The organism is Zobellia russellii (assembly GCF_018728565.1).
Lineage (GTDB): Bacteria > Bacteroidota > Bacteroidia > Flavobacteriales > Flavobacteriaceae > Zobellia > Zobellia russellii.
Genome location: NZ_JACSOI010000001.1, coordinates 14,056 through 31,004 on the forward strand (window position 1 = coordinate 14,056; position 16,949 = coordinate 31,004).

Consider the following 16,949-nt stretch of genomic DNA (forward strand, 5'->3'; position numbering starts at 1 on the left):
GCGTAGTATACCGAAAAAACAATGCGTTAGCAGATAAATAAAACCTCTAGCCCTGCGTAACCCGTATTTTTACCAAGCACAGAATTTCTAAAGTCCTATTGCTATGAAAAACTTGTTTTTAACCGTTGCTACAATTTTTGTTTTGGGTACAGCTGCTATTAATGCACAAACCACCACTACCCCGCCTACAAAAATGGAAGAGGTCATGAAATCCCATGATGTGGTAATGGATAAAATGCCTTTAGTTTCCAAACTAATAAACAAGCTGCAGACCAAAGCAAACGCCTCGTATAAAAAATCAAAATATGAGAACGCCATCGCAGATTTAAAAAATGCGAACGAGTCTATGATGGTTTGGATGGAGAACTTTGGAAAACGTTTTGATGCAGATGAAATGCTAAAAGGCAAGACGCTCTCTCCTAAAAAACAAGAATGGTTGTTAGAAGAAGAGAAAAAGGTAAGTCAATTAGATGAAGAAATAGACTTAAGCCTTGCTCAAGCACAAGCCGTTTTGAACAACTAGAATACTACCAACCAAATTTTATACGGCCACATCAACTAGACCCTGAATAGATTTTTAAGAGTTGTCCTGGGCTTCCATTTCCATATCCGCTATACGGGCAACGGTCTTTACCAATCTATTATGGTTCTTTACGAACGGATTGGTCTTATCCCATACATAACCCGCCAGCACAGCACAAATCTGCTCCTTAATAACCGGATTTTCCGTACTGTGGAAGAAAATTGTTTGTAGATTTCCGGTATACCACTCCTTTACGTAAGTAGAAAATACATTCACTCCTTCCAACATATAATCCGTATATTCGGTCTGCCAATCTACTTTTTCACCATTTAATTCTTTGGCTATTAACTGAGATGCCAAATGTGCCGACTCCACAGCAAACGTAACCCCAGATGAAAATACAGGATCCAAAAATTCCGCACTATTACCAGTAAGCACAAAACCCTTACCATATAGTTGTTTTACAGACTTTGCAATGTTCTTAATCATTCGCGGTTCAAACGTATAATCAACCCCATCAAACCTATCAAAGTAATATGGCGAAAGCTTCATCATTTGCTGAAGTTTCTCCGTATTCGTGCCTTCAAAAGATTCCATATAATCCGTCTTTCCTACGAACCCAATACTTGTAGAACCGTTGGAAAAAGGAATTACCCAGAGCCAAGTATCGGTATCAATTACATCAAAAGTAATGATGGTTCCTTCCTTGCCTTCAGGTCTTTTAATATCTTCAACATGGGTAAAAATTGAAGAATGCATGGGTATTTCAGATGGTTTCTCCAGATCTAGCAAACGGGGCAACACCCTACCAAAACCACTGGAGTCTACTATAAATTTAGCGTGAACCGTAGATACTTTTCCATCTATACCTTTTATAGTTGTGCTAGACGAACCGTCTTCGGAAAAATCAACTGCGGTCACCTCTTGTTCAAAAGCAATATCCACGCCCCAGGATTGCAACTCGTCCGTTAAGGCCTTATCAAAATCTGCCCGCGGCACTTGCCACGTCCAATCCCATCCATCTCCATGCTTCTTACTAAAATCAAAATTACACACGACCCCTTTATTGTTCATAAAACGGGCGCCGTCCTTAACTTCAAAATTCATGGCTTTAAGACAATCTAACAAGCCAACCGCTTCAAAATGGTCCATACATCTTGGAATTAAACTTTCGCCAATTACAAACCGGGGAAATTTACTCTTCTCAACAACCTTAATTTTAAGCCCTTGTTTATGAAGATAGGCAGCAGCAACGGAACCGGATGGTCCTGCGCCTATAATGAGTACGTCAACATTTTCTTGTTGCATTTATTTGATTTTAAAATGAAAGAATCCAAGGTTTCTATTGGTTTCGGAAACGGTTTCTGTTACCAGAACATTGTATTGTGTGCTAAATTAAGACATTGATTCACTAATTATTATAAATTTGCAATCCAAAATCGCTAATTTTAGGTTGCCAAGTCTTATTTACAGACGTCACTAAAATATTACAAATACCTCATAGAATCAACCATAGATGCCGAAAATAAAAGGAAAGTTAGGAATTGAAGAGTTCTACAGTATCATTTTTAAAGAAGATGTTTTATCTATAGATGACAAGGTAATTAAAACGGTACAAGACAGTTTTGATTTTCTTAAAGAGTTTTCAAAGAACAAGGTTATATATGGTGTTAACACGGGTTTTGGGCCCATGGCACAGTATAAAATTAAGGACTCTGAAACCATTCAATTACAATATAATCTAATACGAAGCCATGCTTCCGGCACCGGCAATCCTATTCCTCCCAAATATGTAAAGGCGGCCATGCTTGCCCGTTTGAATACACTTAGTCTGGGCAACTCGGGGGTTCATCCATCCGTTTTGGAAACAATGACCGACTTAATAAATAAAGATGTTACACCACTTATTTATGAGCACGGTGGTGTTGGCGCCAGTGGAGATTTGGTTCAGTTGGCGCATCTAGCCCTTGTTCTTATAGGTGAAGGCGAAGTGTTCTATAAAGGTGAAAGAAGACCTACTCCGGAGGTTTTTGAAGAACTGAACATAACACCAATTAAAGTTGAATTACGCGAAGGTTTAGGTCTAATAAACGGAACATCCGTAATGACCGGTATAGGTATTGTAAATGCTATATACACCCGTAGACTATTGGAATGGACTATTTGTTGTTCCTCTGCCATAAATGAAATTGTTCAGGCATACGATGATCATTTATCGGAAGACCTTAACCAAACCAAGCGGCATAAAGGCCAACGTGAAATTGCACGGGCCATGCGTAGCCACTTAAAGGATAGCACTCTTACCCGTAAAAGGGAACATCATTTGTATGTTGACAATAATGGCGTTTCCGTTTTTGAGGAAAAAGTGCAAGAATATTACTCTCTACGTTGTGTTCCCCAAATTTTAGGGCCAGTGCTGGACACTTTGGACCATGTAGAAAAAACACTCATAGAAGAGGTTAATTCTGCCAATGACAATCCTATTGTTAATGTAGAAAAGAAACATGTATACCACGGAGGGAATTTTCACGGAGACTATATCTCGTTGGAAATGGACAAGCTTAAACTAGTTGTAACCAAGATGACCATGTTGGCCGAAAGACAACTTAATTACCTTCTGAACTCAAAACTTAACGACATTCTACCTCCTTTTGTAAACCTAGGAACCTTAGGCCTTAATTTTGGGATGCAAGGTGTACAGTTTACGGCAACATCTACGACGGCAGAAAACCAAATGCTTTCAAACCCTATGTACGTGCATAGTATACCTAATAACAATGACAATCAAGACATTGTTAGTATGGGTACCAATGCAGCCAATATTACCAAAAAAGTAATAGAAAATGGATTTGAGGTGATAGCCATTGAAATGATTACCGTTGTCCAAGCAATAGAATACCTAGATCTAAAGGACAAAGTTTCCTCAAAAACAAGAATGATGTACGACGCGGTTCGTAAAATAGTTCCCCCGTTTAAAGATGACACTATTATGTACCCTTATGTAAACGAGGTAAAAAACTATATTATTAACCATCAAAACAAAGAAGTAAAATGAAAAAACTAGCATTTTTATTCGTACTTCTCGTCAACGCATTCACGCTTTGTGCACAGGAATATGCTTTGGTCAGAGAAGATGGAAAATTTGGCTTCATAGATAAAACCGGAGCCTATGTTATTCAACCAGAATTTGACAAAGCGGATAGCTTTTCAAACGGATTGGCCGCTGCCATGGAAAACGATTTCTGGGGATTCATAAACACCAAAGGGGAATGGGCCATTAAACCTGAATATGATAGGGTAAAAATGTTCAATTCAGGCTATGCCTTAGTTCTCAAGGATGACCAATGGAGATATATTGACACCAATGGCAAAAAACTTGAAACACCAAGTAGCGAAAAATATTATGACTTTGAAGAAGGAGTTGCCCTTTTCCGTTCAGGAGATAAAATTGGACTTCTAGGAACCAATGGAAAGCTAATTTTGGAACCCACTTACGATGCCATAAAAAAATTCCGAAATGGCCATGCCAAAGTAAGTAAAGGAGAACTATGGGGAATGATTGATACATCAGGAAAAGTTGTTATTCCCGTTGAATACGATGAAATAGGTAACACTTTTAAAGAGGCCGGAGTTTATGGTAAAAAAGATGGGACTTTTGGAATCATACACAACGGTAACTTTAACCCAATAGACAACGCTACCAAGGTTTACAATTTTCATGGCGACTCTAAACTAACCTATGCTTCCCGAGAGAAAAAAGCAGGTTTTGTAAATAGTAAAGGAGAATGGGTACTGGAACCTACATTTGATAAGGCCAGAGCCTTTTCAAACGGCTTGGCTCCCGTTGCAATTGGTAAAAAATGGGGATACATTAACGAAAAGGGAGAAATGGTCATTGAACCACAATTTAGAGATGCAGAGGTATTTTCTAAAAATGGCCTTGCTCCTGTTAAGGACAAGAATTGGGGCTTTATAGACACTACCGGTAAAATTATTATTCCAATGGAATATGGTATTTCCGGAAACTTTGCTTTCCTAAAAGGTGCCGAGGAAAAAGGCTTTGTAAATGGGCTTGCCCGTGTAAAATCAAAAAAAGGTTGGGGCTACTTTGACGAACAAGGCAACTTGTTGGCCGATAAGTGGTATCAAAATGCAGAACCGTTTGTATCCGTTAAATAAGGTTGTTCCTTTTTTTAATTATTAATTTCACTAGCTTTAAACAAAGACTAGCGAACGGAAACCATACACCCAAAACCTTAGGGGTTATAAAATCTACAATTCTTAGATGAACGAAAAGAAAGCGGAAAAGAAAAAATACGCATTGGTAACAGGAGGGTCTAGAGGAATAGGACGTGCCGTATGTGTACAACTGGCCAAAGACTTGGACTACCAAATTCTTATAAATTACAATAGCAACAAAGCAGCTGCGGACGAAACACTTAGATTGGTAGAAGAAGCTGGCGGAAAAGGTGAGCTTATGGCCTTTAACGTAACCGATGCGAAAGCTGTAAATGCCGCTTTGGAAGCTTGGCAAGAAGCACATGAAAACGATGTTATAGAGGTAATCGTCAACAATGCCGGTATAACACAAGATGGCATGTTCATGTGGATGAAATATGAAGATTGGTCCAAAGTAATAGATACCAGCCTTCATGGTTTCTTTAATGTTACCAACGCCCTTATCCAAAAGCTTTTGGTCAACAAATACGGACGGATTATTAATATGGTTTCCGTTTCAGGGCTTAAAGGCACACCCGGCCAAACCAATTACTCCGCCGCAAAAGGGGCAGTTATTGGAGCAACAAAAGCACTTGCACAAGAAATTGCCAAAAGAAACGTTACAGTAAATGCTGTTGCACCCGGTTTTATTAGAACGGATATGACCAATGACCTAGACGAAAAGGAATTAAAGAGAATGATTCCGGCAAATAGGTTTGGAGAAGCGGAAGAAGTAGCACATGTGGTATCTTTTTTAGCTTCAAAAAAATCGGGTTATATTACTGGTGAAGTCATTAATATCAACGGCGGTATTTATTCTTAAATTTCAGAAGGGGCAATGAAAAGAGTAGTAATCACAGGTATGGGTATATATTCTTGTATAGGCAAAAACCTAGACGAGGTAAAAACATCCCTATACGAAGGTAAATCAGGTATCGTCAATGATCAAGAACGACTTGATTTCGGTTATCGCTCTGGGCTCACAGGAATGGTTGAAGAACCTAATCTGAAAAAATTACTATCCAGAAGACAAAGACTTAGCCTTGGTGAAGAAGGCCAGTATGCCTACATGGCTACTATTGAAGCCCTAAAAAATGCCAAGATAGAAGACAGTTTTTTTGATGAAAACGAAGTTGGTGTCATCTACGGTAATGACAGTACCGCAAGATCTGTTGTAGAATCTACCGATATATTACGAGAAAAAAAAGACACCACATTAGTAGGGTCTGGAGCTATTTTTAAGGCAATGAACTCTACCGTAACTATGAACCTTTCTACCATATTTAGGCTTAGAGGGGTGAACTTTACTATTAGTGCTGCTTGCGCTAGTGGGTCTCATTCTATTGGTATGGGCTATCACCTTATAAAAAGTGGTCTTCAGGACTGTATTATAACCGGTGGCGCACAAGAAATAAATAAACTGGCCATGGGCAGTTTTGATGGCCTTGGTGTTTTTGCCACTACAGATGGCGATCCGGCAAAAGCCTCAAGACCTTTTGACCAAGCCAGAAACGGTTTGGTACCTAGCGGTGGCGGAGCAACTTTAATATTAGAGAGCTATGATTCCGCAGTTAAAAGAGGAGCACCTATTTTGGCAGAGGTTATAGGATATGGGTTCTCTTCAAATGGAGGACACATCTCTACACCAAATGTAGACGGACCTTCGCGTGCTATGCGAAATGCACTGCAAGATGCCAATATAGAAGCCTCGGTTATAGATTATGTGAATGCACATGCTACTTCTACCCCAGTAGGCGATGCCAATGAAGCAAAAGCCATTTATGAAGTTTTTGGCAAGCATAACCCACCGGTAAGCTCAACAAAATCTATGACCGGACATGAATGTTGGATGGCTGGTGCAAGCGAGGTTATTTACAGCATGATTATGATGCAAAATTCGTTTGTTGCACCCAACATCAATCTAGAAAATATTGATGAAGATGCAGCAAAATTAAACATAGTTAAAGAAACGTTAAATAAAAAAATTGACGTATTTTTGTCCAATTCATTCGGGTTTGGTGGTACAAACTCCGCTTTGATATTAAAAAAATGCTAGCGAAAGATGGTGATGACCAAAGAAGTTATTATTCAAAAAATAGATGATTTCCTTATCGACGAGTTTGAGGTCGAAGAAGAAGAAATCGCTGCCGATGCTAATCTTAAAGATACCCTAGGTTTAGACAGCTTAGATTTTGTTGATTTAGTAGTGGCCGTAGAAAGCAATTTTGGCGTAAAACTAGTAGGTGAAGACTTTATAAACGTTACTACCCTACAGAATTTTTACGACCTTATTGAGCGTAAACTTCACTGATACTCCCCTGAGAAAACCCAAATATGGCAACAGAATGGGAAGGAAAATCCAAAGGCACTGTTTTAGGATATAGAATTTATATTTTCTTTATCAAAAAACTAGGGCTAGGTGCTTCATACCTACTCCTTCATTTCGTAGTTTTTTATTACTGTATATTTTCTGTAGCGAGTACTAAGGCTATATTCTACTATTTTCACAAAAGACTTGGGTATTCTACTTTAAAAAGTCTCTTTAACGTCTACCGCAACTATTACGTCTTTGGCCAGACAATTATAGATAAGGCGGCCATATCCGCAGGTTTAAGGGACAGGTTTACCTATGATTTTGACGGAATTGAAAAGATTGAAAGTCTTCTAGAACAGAAAAAAGGAGGTATTTTACTCAGCGCCCATATTGGTAATTTTGAAGTTGCACAACATTTTCTCCAAGATATAAATGCCTTTTCTTCGATCAACTTGGTAACATGGGATCGCGAGCACGAAGAAATCAAGGCCTATATGGAAAGTGTTACCTCAAAATCCAACATCAAGCTTATTCTAATAAAAGAAGATATGTCCCATATCTTTGAAATTCATACGGCCCTAACAAACGGCGAGTTGGTATGTTTTACGGGAGACCGCTACATTGAGGGTACAAAATTCTTGGAACAGCAATACTTAGGAGCCACGGCAAAATTTCCAATGGGTCCTTATTTATTGGCTTCCAGATTAAAAGTCCCGGTTTTGTTTGTTTACGTTATGAAAGAATCCAAAAAACATTACCACCTATACGCACGAACTGCAGAGGTAAAACGTGGTGATGCCCAAGGTCTACTGGAAAAATATACCGAAAACCTAGAGTGGATTATTAAAAAATATCCACTACAATGGTTTAATTATTTTGATTTTTGGGGAGATAAGACAAATAAATAGGATATTTGGTCTATCCCTAAGGCAGCTATTAATCATTACGTTTCTAACTGCTGTACCATAACCTTATGAAAATGAAAGAAGTACTTGTTGTATACTACACCCAAACAGGGCAATTACGTACAATTATAGATTCTGTATTATCTCCTTTAAACCGAGAGTCAATTAACATCACCTACCACCAAATTATTCCTGAGGAACCTTACGATTTCCCATGGAAGAAAGAGCGGTTCTTTGATGTTTTTCCGGAATCCTTCCTTCAAATTCCAACACCCATTAATAAACCTGATGCTTCGGTGCTTTCCAAGAAGTATGATTTGGTAATTTTAGGACACCAAGTCTGGTACCTATCCCCTTCCATACCCTTAAATTCCTTTTTAAAATCAGATGCGGCAAAAACCCTTTTGAACAATACCCCGGTCATTACCGTAATTGGGGTACGCAATATGTGGGCCATGTCACAGGAAAAGGTGAAAAAAATGCTCATTGGATTAAATGCCAAACTAGTGGGAAACATTGCCTTGGTGGACAAAAACATCAATCATATTAGCGTAATTACTATTGTGCATTGGATGCTAAAAGGCAAAAAGGACCGCCTTTGGGGCGTTTTTCCAAAACCTGGAGTTTCTGACAACACCATTGCATCCGCAGATAAATTTGGCCATCCGATTAACGAAGCTCTTTTAAAATCTGATTTTTCTTCCCTACAAGAAAAATTGAATGGTTTGGATGCTTCCAAAATCAGTAACTTACTGGTTCAGATGGACAAACGTGGAAACATATTGTTTTCCAAATGGGCCAACCTTATTAAAAAGAAGGGAGACCAAGGAGACCCTGCCCGTAAAAAATGGCTACGTTTCTTCAACTATTACCTGATATTTGCCATTTGGATAATCGCACCTATAGTTTTTATTGTATTTTTGCTCACTTATATCCCAATGTATAGGAAAATCAAAAGGGAAAACAAATATTACGCCTCTGTAGACTATAAGGAGTAAGACTGACACATGAAAAACGCTTACATTACCAAAATATCTAAATTTTTGCCCAACTCACCTGTCGAAAACGACCAAATTGAAGAGAAATTAGGGTTTATAGACGGACAAAAGTCTAGGGCAAAAAGCATAATTCTACGTAACAACAAAATCAAGAAAAGGTACTATGCCATTGACGAAGATGGCAATGTAACCCATAATAATGCCCAGCTCACCGCAGCAGCAATAGAAGAACTTTGCGATTCTGATTTCAGCAAGCAAAACATAGAACTTCTTTCCTGCGGAACCTCTACACCAGACCAACTTTTACCGTCTCATGCGGCCATGGTACACGGTGTATTGAAAAACGGCAATATGGAAATAAATTCGGCCTCCGGTGTTTGCTGTTCCGGCATGAACGCCTTAAAATATGGCTATATGGCCATTAAAACAGGGCAGGTAAACAATGCCGTATGTACCGGTTCAGAAAAAGTTTCTACTTGGACCAAAGCAGATTTCTACCAGGAAGAAATTGAGCATTTAAAGGAATTGGAAGAGAACCCAATGATTGCCTTTGATAAAGATTTTTTACGATGGATGCTTTCCGATGGGTCAGGAGCCATCTTAGTGGAAAACGAACCCAAAGGAGATACGCCAATAAAAATTGAGTGGATGGAAGGTTTTTCATACGCTTATGAAATGGAGACCTGCATGTACGCCGGTGGCGAGAAGCTTGAGAGCGGCGAACTAAAACCATGGAGTGAATTTGCTCCGGAAGATTGGGCTAAAAAATCTGTTTTTGCCATTAAGCAGGATGTAAAACTGCTGGGTGAAAACATCTTAAAAAAAGGTGTGGATTGCCTAAAAATGGTTTATGAAAAACATGGTATTGGCCCCAATGATGTTGACTATTACCTCCCCCATATTTCTTCGTACTTCTTTAAACAGGGACTTTATGACGAAATGAAGGAACAAGGAGTAGAAATGCCGTGGGATAAATGGTTTTTAAATCTTGAACATGTGGGTAACGTAGGTGCGGCATCCATATACCTTATGCTAGAAGAACTGGTTTCTTCGGATAAACTAAAAAAGGGTGATAGAATATTGTTGCATGTTCCGGAAAGTGCTCGTTTTTCATACACTTACGCCTATCTAACTGTGTGCTAGCATGAATGTATTGAAAGAAACCATTACCGACAAAGAGTTTCTACAAAACCTTATTCCGCAAAAACCACCTTTTATTATGGTGGGCAAATTGCTTGAATATTCAGAAAAAAAAATTGTTTCCGGGCTTATTGTTCCAGAAGACAATCTGTTTGTTTTTGAAAACCGGTTTATGGCCCCGGGCCTTATTGAAAATATGGCACAGACCGTGGCATTGCACACCGGTTACAAATACTATTTGGCCCAGAAACCCGCTCCGACGGGATATATAGGCGCCATAAAAAAAGCTACCGTTAATGCCTTGCCATTTGTAGGCCAAGAACTGGAAACCACGGTAGAAATCCTTCATGACATCATGGGCATAACCATGGTATCCGCCACTGTAACCTGCGAAGGAATTATACTGGCTACAAGTGAAATGAAAACCGCACTGGCAAACTAATTTGGAAGCACGCGTAAACATAGACATCAAGAATTTCCTGCCCCATAGGGAACCTATGCTTATGGCAAGTGTAACGCCCTATCTTGATGAAACTTCGGTTGAAACGCATTTTAAAGTAGAAGAATCCTGTATTTTTGTCGCCAATGAATACCTATCCGAAACCGGACTTATTGAAAACGCGGCCCAAACCTGCGCCGCCATTGTTGGTCAAAGTTTTTTTGACGATGATGATAAAGACGGAAGTAAAAGTAAGGTCATTGGCTATATAAGTGCTGTAAAAAAAGTACATATTACCGCATTGCCTAAAGTGGGCGAAACCATTGTAACCAAAGGCAATCTCGTTTCCAGATATGATAATGAAGCTTTTAGCAGCTGCACCATAGCTTCTGAAACTTTCAGAAATGAAGAATTAATCGTAGCTTGTACTTTGAACTTTTTGATCCATGAGGTTTAAGAGGGAAAAATAGTGACAATCCCCCAAAATAACGACCAGTGAAAAAAGAAGAAGTACCACAGGACAAAGGCCTTTTAGATTCTGCCCAAACCAAAGAACTCACTTATGCCGTTGATGAAAATGGCGAGTACACTACAGAACTGAGTTCTGGATGGGACCCTAAAACTATTGCTCTTAGCAACGCCATAAAAGATATTGAAGAGCGCGTAGCCGCGGCTAAGAAACGGGTAGAAAACAATGAGACCAGCCCCATTGAATATTATATGGAGCTACACAAAATGGACCTCCCCATTCTATCTAGCTATGTTGGACTTTGGCAATGGCGCGTAAAGCGACATTTTAAACCAAAGGTTTTTCAAAAACTTAACCAAAAAACGCTTCAAAAATATGCTGATATTTTCGAAATCAGTATTGAAGAATTGAAACACATTTCTTAAACATCCGCATGCAAATAGAATTTACCCACAAACAATCGGCACACTGCGAAAACGGTGTGGTAAGTAACCTAATGCGCCACAACGGTTTTGAGGTAAGCGAACCCATGGTCTTTGGCATAGGTTCCGGCCTTTTGTTCTGTTATATTCCCTTTTTAAAAGTAAACCATGCTCCGGTAGTTACCTATAGGGCTATGCCAGGTTTTATTTTTAACCGGTTCGCCAAAAGAGTAGGTATCAAAATAAAACGGGAAAAATTCAGCAATCCGGAAGCGGCAAAATCACGCCTGGATGAAAATCTGTCCAAGAACAACCCCGTAGGCCTACAAGTGGGTGTTTACAACCTTATGTACTTTCCGGATGATTACCGCTTTCACTTTAACGCACATAACCTAGTGGTCTATGGCAAGGAAGAGGGCAACTACTTAATCAGTGACCCTGTTATGGAACAGGTTACCACCCTAACCGAAAAACAGCTTGAAAAAGTACGCTTTGCCAAAGGCGCATTCGCCCCCAAAGGCCATATCTATTACCCAACCTCATTTCCTGAAAAATTAGAGTTGAAAAGTGCGATTATAAAGGGTATTAAACAGACCTGTCGCGAAATGACCGCCCCTTTTCCTATTGTAGGAACAAACGGCATTAAGACCATTTCCAAGCTTATTCGTAAATGGCCCAAGAAAAAAGGTGCTAAAGTGGCTAATCATTATTTAGGCCAGATTGTACGTATGCAAGAAGAAATAGGCACAGGTGGCGGAGGTTTCCGTTATATCTATGCCGCTTTTCTACAGGAGGCAAGCCAAGTTCTAGACAACGAAAAACTAAACGAACTCTCAAAGGAAATGACCAAAATTGGAGATGACTGGCGAGACTTTGCATTGAATGCCTCACGTATCTACAAAAACCGTAGCCCCGAAAATGATGCCTACAACAAGGTGGCCGATGAACTTGAAGCTATTGCCAATAGCGAAGCGGAATTTTTCAAAAAACTTAAAAAGGCCATTTAATACCCTCTTTTTAACCTTATCGTCTTTAATAAGACAAACCGTGGTTTATCTTGTTAATTTCGATTAGTTTTGATGTCATGATCCAAATCAACCAGCTTTCTAAGATGTATAAAGGGGCCGACGATTTTTCCGTCCGTGATTTGGATTTAACCATAACCGAAGGTGAGATTTTTGGCCTCTTAGGTCCAAATGGAGCTGGGAAGACCACCCTTATATCAATGCTTAGCTCTCTACTAAAACCCACTTCAGGACACTTTACTATAGACGGGCTGAATTACAAAGACCATAAAAACAAACTAAAACAAATAATAGGCATTGTTCCTCAGGAATACGCTCTCTATCCGTCATTAACGGCCTATGAGAACCTCGTCTATTTTGGAAGCATGTACGGACTTAAAGGTCAGTCCTTAAAAGACGATATCCATGCCCATCTTGAGACCATGGGACTATCAAAATTCGCCCATAAAAAAATTAAAAGTTTTTCCGGAGGGATGAAACGCCGCATAAACCTAATATCCAGCATCTTACACAATCCAAAAGTTCTATTTTTAGATGAACCTACCGTTGGTGTGGACGTACAGTCTAAGAACGTTATTATGGCTTACCTAAAGGAATTGAACAGTGCGGGTACTACCATTATTTACACTTCACATCACTTGAACGAGGCCGAACAATTTTGCACCCGCGTAGGTATTATTGACCACGGCACACTGGTGTGCATTGGCACACCTAAAGAACTTATAGCCCAAGAAGAAAATGCAGCACATCTAGAAGAAGTATTCTTGGCCAAAACCGGTAAAGCTTTACGTGACCATGCATAAACTTTGGGCCTCTACATACAAAGAGTTTTTACTCATTACCCGAGATATTGGTGGGTTGGCCGTACTATTTCTTATGCCCTTGCTATTGGTCATTGTCATTACCACAATTCAGGACAATTCATTCAAAAGTATAAAAGAGACCAAACTACCTATTCTTTTGGTAGATATGGACAAAGGAAAAGTATCCGAAGATATTTTAAAAAGCCTGGCCGATTCCAAATTGTTTCAAGTAGATATGGCCGCTACGGATGAGGAAGCCAAACAACAAGTCTTAAAGGGCGATTATCAATTGGCTATTGTAATACCAAAAGACTTATCCTCTCAACTAGACATTAAAATTAACGAGAACGTAGATGGCATCTTAGCTAAGTTCAGTGATGGCGAAGAAAACATTCCCGAAGTAAAGTCCAAATTGGAACCCAAAGAGGTGAAACTGTATTTTGACCCTGCAACGCAGCAATCGTTCAAAAGTTCCGTGCGAAGTAATATTGATAAGATGATTTCTAAAATAGAAACCGAAACCATCTACAGAGCCTTTCAAGAGCAATTAACGGACGACCCCTCAGAAGCTATTTTTGAAACCGAAAAATTCATCACTTTTACGGAAATTGTACCTAGTAAGCACAAAGAAGCACTAATACCTAACTCTACACAACATAATATTCCTGCCTGGACCCTCTTTGCCATATTTTTTATAATTCTGCCATTGGCCATTAATATGGTGAAAGAAAAGAATCAGGGCACATTTGTACGATTACGAACCAACCCTGTTTCCTACGCTACCGTATTAGGCGGTAAAACTATTGTTTTCCTAGGTGTATCATTAGTTCAATTTGCTCTTATGTTAGCATTGGGAATTTTTCTTTTCCCTCTCATCGGTTTACCTAAACTAGATGTTTCCGGCAGATTGCCCCTATTGTTCGTAGTTGCTTTTTTTGCCGGTCTAGCGGCGGTTGGCCTTGGCCTCCTATTGGGTACCGTTGCCAAGACACAAGAACAATCCGCACCATTTGGAGCCACTTTCGTTGTGATTTTGGCCGCAATTGGCGGGGTTTGGGTTCCTGTTTTCGCCATGCCAAAATTCATGCAAGTACTCTCTAGCCTATCTCCAATGAATTGGGGGCTAAGTGCATTTTATGATGTATTTTTGCGCAACGCGACCTTTATTGAGATTATACCCGAAATATCCCTGTTACTCATATTTTTTGTGGTCACCACGCTCATCGCCATAATTTATAACGAAAGAAAAAATGCCGTCTAACACCAAAAAAGAAATTAGTTTCACGAGTGAAGTCCGTGTAAGGTTTGCAGAAACGGACCCTCTAGGTATTGTCTGGCACGGCAATTATATTCAGTATTTTGAAGATGGTCGCGAGGCCTTTGGTAGGCACCACGGTATTTCGTACCTAGACCAAAAAGACCATAACTTTTCAACCCCTATCGTAAAGTCTTCCTGTGAACATAAGCTTCCATTAAGCTATGGAGATGTTGCAACCATAAAAACAACTTATGTAGACTCTCAAGCGGCAAAGATGATTTTTAAATATGAAATCTATAATCCTAAAGGGGCTGTTGTTTGCACTGGAGAAACGGTTCAGGTTTTTGTTGAATTGGGGGGCGAATTATCCTTGGTAATCCCAAAGTTTTTTGCAGATTGGAAGAAAAAAGTTGGCCTTTTAGATGAATAACGTTTACTTGTCACATAACAACATTGTTTCCGCATATGGCTTTGATAGTGCTTCCGCGGTAGATAGTATTAAAAATGAGGTAACCGGACTTACATTGGTAGATGATTCCAAAGTTCTGCCAAATCCGTTTTACTCCTCTCTAATCCATCAGGAAAACCTAGAAAGCGAATTTCAAAAATTAGATTCTAAGGAAGCTCACACGAGACTTGAGCAAATACTTCTGGTTTCCTTGGCGGATACGCTTAAGAAATCGGGCATAGAACTTACGGAACGTGTAGGTTTGATCGTTTCCACCACAAAAGGAAATATAGATGTCTTGGATGCGGATAGTCCGTTTGACGAAAACCGGGCATATCTTGGTGAGCTAGGAAAAAAATTAGAAACTTTTTTCGGGTTTAAAAACGAAGCCATAGTGCTATCCAACGCTTGTGTGTCCGGAGTTTTAGCCTTGGCCGTAGCCAAAAGACTGATACACCAAGAACGCTATGACCACTTGTTTGTAGTTGCTGGGGATTTGGTAAGTAAATTTATTTTAACCGGCTTTAACTCGTTTCAAGCCTTAAGTGAATCTCCCTGCAGACCTTATTGCAAAACTCGCGCAGGTATTAATATAGGGGAGGTAGGCTGTAGCATACTTGTTACCAAGGACAAAGCCCTTCTTGTAGACGAATCTGTGCAAATTATTGGCGAGGCCTCCTGTAACGATGCCAACCACATCTCGGGCCCATCAAGAACGGGGGAAGGATTATACCGAAGTATTGTTTCTGCAATGAAACAAGCAAAAGTTGATGCAGACGCTATAGATTACATCTCGGCCCATGGTACGGCTACCATGTACAATGATGAAATGGAAGCCATTTCCTTCAACAGGGCCAACTTACAAAACACACCTTTAAACAGTTTAAAAGGTTATTTTGGACATACGCTTGGGGCTTCCGGACTATTGGAAACCATCATCGGGATGCACTCCTTACATACGAATACTCTTTTTGCTTCGCCGGGATTCCAAGAACTAGGTGTATCGCAACCATTAAATATTATTACCAAGACCACACCAAAAGAAAATCATATTTTCCTAAAGACCGCTTCCGGTTTTGGGGGTTGTAATACAGCGGCAATTTTTAAAAAAGTTAATTCATGAGCAGTCCTGAATATCACATAAAATCATACTGCCATATTAGAAACGGTAAAGTCTCAAAGAACGGAGAGATTCTCTTTTCCGATGATTCCGAAGAATTTCCAGCTTTTATAAAATCAGCATACAAACACTTTGAAACCGATTATTCAAAGTTTTTTAAAATGGACAACCTCAGCAAACTGGCATTTATGGGAGCCGAGGTACTTTTACGGGACACCAGCGAACAAAATACCGCCCTTGTCCTTTCAAACAAAGCCTCAAGTTTGGATACTGACCGTAAGCACCAAGCTGCCATCAGTAACGAATCCGGAGCATTTGCTAGTCCCGCTGTGTTTGTTTACACACTTCCGAATATCTGTATGGGTGAAATTAGCATTCGCCACAAACTGTATTCTGAAAATAGTTTCTTTATATTTGCCGAGTTTAACCCCTATTTATTGTCAGATTATGCCAATGATTTGCTGATATCAGGCAAAGCCAAAGAGGTTTTATGTGGCTGGGTTGATTATGACAAAGGAAAATATGATGCGTTTTTATACGTTATCGCTAAAAAAGGTGTGTTGCCCCATAATACAGGAGAACTTACCAAATTATACAGAACAAAATGAGCGAACTTAAACAAGAATTGAAGGAAAAAATCATCGAACAATTAAATTTGGAGGATGTTTCCGTTGACGAAATCGCAAACGACGACCCACTTTTTGGTGAAGGTCTTGGTCTTGATTCAATTGATGCGCTAGAGCTAATTGTAATGTTGGACAAAGATTACGGTATTAGATTGGCAGATCCAAAAGAGGGCCGTAAAATCTTTGAATCTATAGATACAATGGCCGCTTATATAGCTGCTAACCGAACCAACTAAAGGTT

20 protein-coding genes are annotated in these 16,949 nt (G+C 39.6%); 19 read left to right on the forward strand and 1 reads right to left on the reverse strand.

What is annotated here, in order from left to right; translation table 11 throughout:
• Window positions 1-103 precede the first annotated feature (103 nt).
• A complete protein-coding gene (locus H9565_RS00080; RefSeq protein WP_215435943.1) occupies window positions 104-523 on the forward strand; it encodes a hypothetical protein in 420 nt (139 codons plus the stop codon).
• Between the two features lie 54 nt (window positions 524-577).
• Here the strand turns inward: H9565_RS00080 and H9565_RS00085 are convergent, their stop codons facing one another.
• Window positions 578-1,831 carry an NAD(P)/FAD-dependent oxidoreductase gene (locus H9565_RS00085; protein ID WP_215435946.1) on the reverse strand — a complete coding sequence of 418 codons (1,254 nt, stop codon included), beginning with the start codon at window positions 1,829-1,831 and terminating at the stop codon, window positions 578-580.
• Window positions 1,832-2,039: 208 nt separating this feature from the next.
• Here H9565_RS00085 and H9565_RS00090 point away from each other — a divergent pair, with 208 nt between their 5' ends.
• From H9565_RS00090 to H9565_RS00175, 18 genes are all read left to right on the forward strand, one after another.
• Window positions 2,040-3,578: an HAL/PAL/TAL family ammonia-lyase gene (locus tag H9565_RS00090; protein ID WP_215435949.1), complete on the forward strand. Its 1,539-nt coding sequence runs from the start codon at window positions 2,040-2,042 to the stop codon at window positions 3,576-3,578.
• Window positions 3,575-4,702: a WG repeat-containing protein gene (locus tag H9565_RS00095; RefSeq protein WP_215435952.1), complete on the forward strand. Its 1,128-nt coding sequence runs from the start codon at window positions 3,575-3,577 to the stop codon at window positions 4,700-4,702. The genes H9565_RS00090 and H9565_RS00095 overlap by 4 nt, the downstream gene beginning before the upstream one ends.
• Before the next feature lie 106 nt (window positions 4,703-4,808).
• Complete coding sequence (fabG, locus tag H9565_RS00100) at window positions 4,809-5,564, forward strand: 3-oxoacyl-ACP reductase FabG (protein ID WP_215435955.1); 756 nt, start codon at window positions 4,809-4,811, stop codon at window positions 5,562-5,564.
• Between the two features lie 15 nt (window positions 5,565-5,579).
• Entirely contained in the window at window positions 5,580-6,797 is a 1,218-nt protein-coding gene (locus H9565_RS00105) for a beta-ketoacyl-[acyl-carrier-protein] synthase family protein (protein WP_215435958.1), read from the forward strand.
• A 12-nt stretch (window positions 6,798-6,809) separates the two neighbouring features.
• The gene (locus H9565_RS00110; protein ID WP_038237449.1) at window positions 6,810-7,052 is read left to right on the forward strand and encodes an acyl carrier protein; all 243 of its coding nucleotides are present in this window, start codon (window positions 6,810-6,812) and stop codon (window positions 7,050-7,052) included.
• Between the two features lie 23 nt (window positions 7,053-7,075).
• Complete coding sequence (locus H9565_RS00115; RefSeq protein ID WP_215435960.1) at window positions 7,076-7,963, forward strand: LpxL/LpxP family acyltransferase; 888 nt, start codon at window positions 7,076-7,078, stop codon at window positions 7,961-7,963.
• Between the two features lie 71 nt (window positions 7,964-8,034).
• On the forward strand, window positions 8,035-8,958 hold the full coding sequence (locus H9565_RS00120) for an NADPH-dependent FMN reductase family protein (RefSeq protein ID WP_215435962.1): 924 nt from the start codon (window positions 8,035-8,037) through the stop codon (window positions 8,956-8,958).
• Window positions 8,959-8,967: 9 nt separating this feature from the next.
• On the forward strand, window positions 8,968-10,101 hold the full coding sequence (locus tag H9565_RS00125) for a beta-ketoacyl-ACP synthase III (protein WP_215435965.1): 1,134 nt from the start codon (window positions 8,968-8,970) through the stop codon (window positions 10,099-10,101).
• 1 nt (window position 10,102) lies between these two features.
• The gene (locus tag H9565_RS00130; RefSeq protein WP_215435968.1) at window positions 10,103-10,540 is read left to right on the forward strand and encodes a hypothetical protein; all 438 of its coding nucleotides are present in this window, start codon (window positions 10,103-10,105) and stop codon (window positions 10,538-10,540) included.
• A gap of 1 nt (window position 10,541) precedes the next feature.
• Complete coding sequence (locus H9565_RS00135) at window positions 10,542-10,994, forward strand: ABC transporter permease (protein ID WP_246560097.1); 453 nt, start codon at window positions 10,542-10,544, stop codon at window positions 10,992-10,994.
• 38 nt (window positions 10,995-11,032) lie between these two features.
• Window positions 11,033-11,431, forward strand: a complete 399-nt coding sequence (locus H9565_RS00140) for a hypothetical protein (RefSeq protein ID WP_215435973.1) — start codon at window positions 11,033-11,035, stop codon at window positions 11,429-11,431.
• A gap of 8 nt (window positions 11,432-11,439) precedes the next feature.
• Entirely contained in the window at window positions 11,440-12,435 is a 996-nt protein-coding gene (locus H9565_RS00145; RefSeq protein ID WP_215435976.1) for a BtrH N-terminal domain-containing protein, read from the forward strand.
• Between the two features lie 77 nt (window positions 12,436-12,512).
• A complete protein-coding gene (locus tag H9565_RS00150; RefSeq protein ID WP_215438181.1) occupies window positions 12,513-13,256 on the forward strand; it encodes an ABC transporter ATP-binding protein in 744 nt (247 codons plus the stop codon).
• Entirely contained in the window at window positions 13,249-14,517 is a 1,269-nt protein-coding gene (locus H9565_RS00155; protein WP_215435979.1) for an ABC transporter permease, read from the forward strand. Before H9565_RS00150 ends, H9565_RS00155 begins: the two co-directional genes overlap by 8 nt.
• Window positions 14,507-14,944: an acyl-CoA thioesterase gene (locus H9565_RS00160; RefSeq protein WP_215435982.1), complete on the forward strand. Its 438-nt coding sequence runs from the start codon at window positions 14,507-14,509 to the stop codon at window positions 14,942-14,944. Before H9565_RS00155 ends, H9565_RS00160 begins: the two co-directional genes overlap by 11 nt.
• On the forward strand, window positions 14,937-16,085 hold the full coding sequence (locus H9565_RS00165) for a beta-ketoacyl-[acyl-carrier-protein] synthase family protein (RefSeq protein ID WP_215435985.1): 1,149 nt from the start codon (window positions 14,937-14,939) through the stop codon (window positions 16,083-16,085). Before H9565_RS00160 ends, H9565_RS00165 begins: the two co-directional genes overlap by 8 nt.
• Complete coding sequence (locus H9565_RS00170) at window positions 16,082-16,690, forward strand: 3-oxoacyl-ACP synthase (protein ID WP_215435986.1); 609 nt, start codon at window positions 16,082-16,084, stop codon at window positions 16,688-16,690. The genes H9565_RS00165 and H9565_RS00170 overlap by 4 nt, the downstream gene beginning before the upstream one ends.
• Window positions 16,687-16,944: a phosphopantetheine-binding protein gene (locus H9565_RS00175; RefSeq protein ID WP_038237427.1), complete on the forward strand. Its 258-nt coding sequence runs from the start codon at window positions 16,687-16,689 to the stop codon at window positions 16,942-16,944. The genes H9565_RS00170 and H9565_RS00175 overlap by 4 nt, the downstream gene beginning before the upstream one ends.
• Window positions 16,945-16,949: the final 5 nt, after the last annotated feature.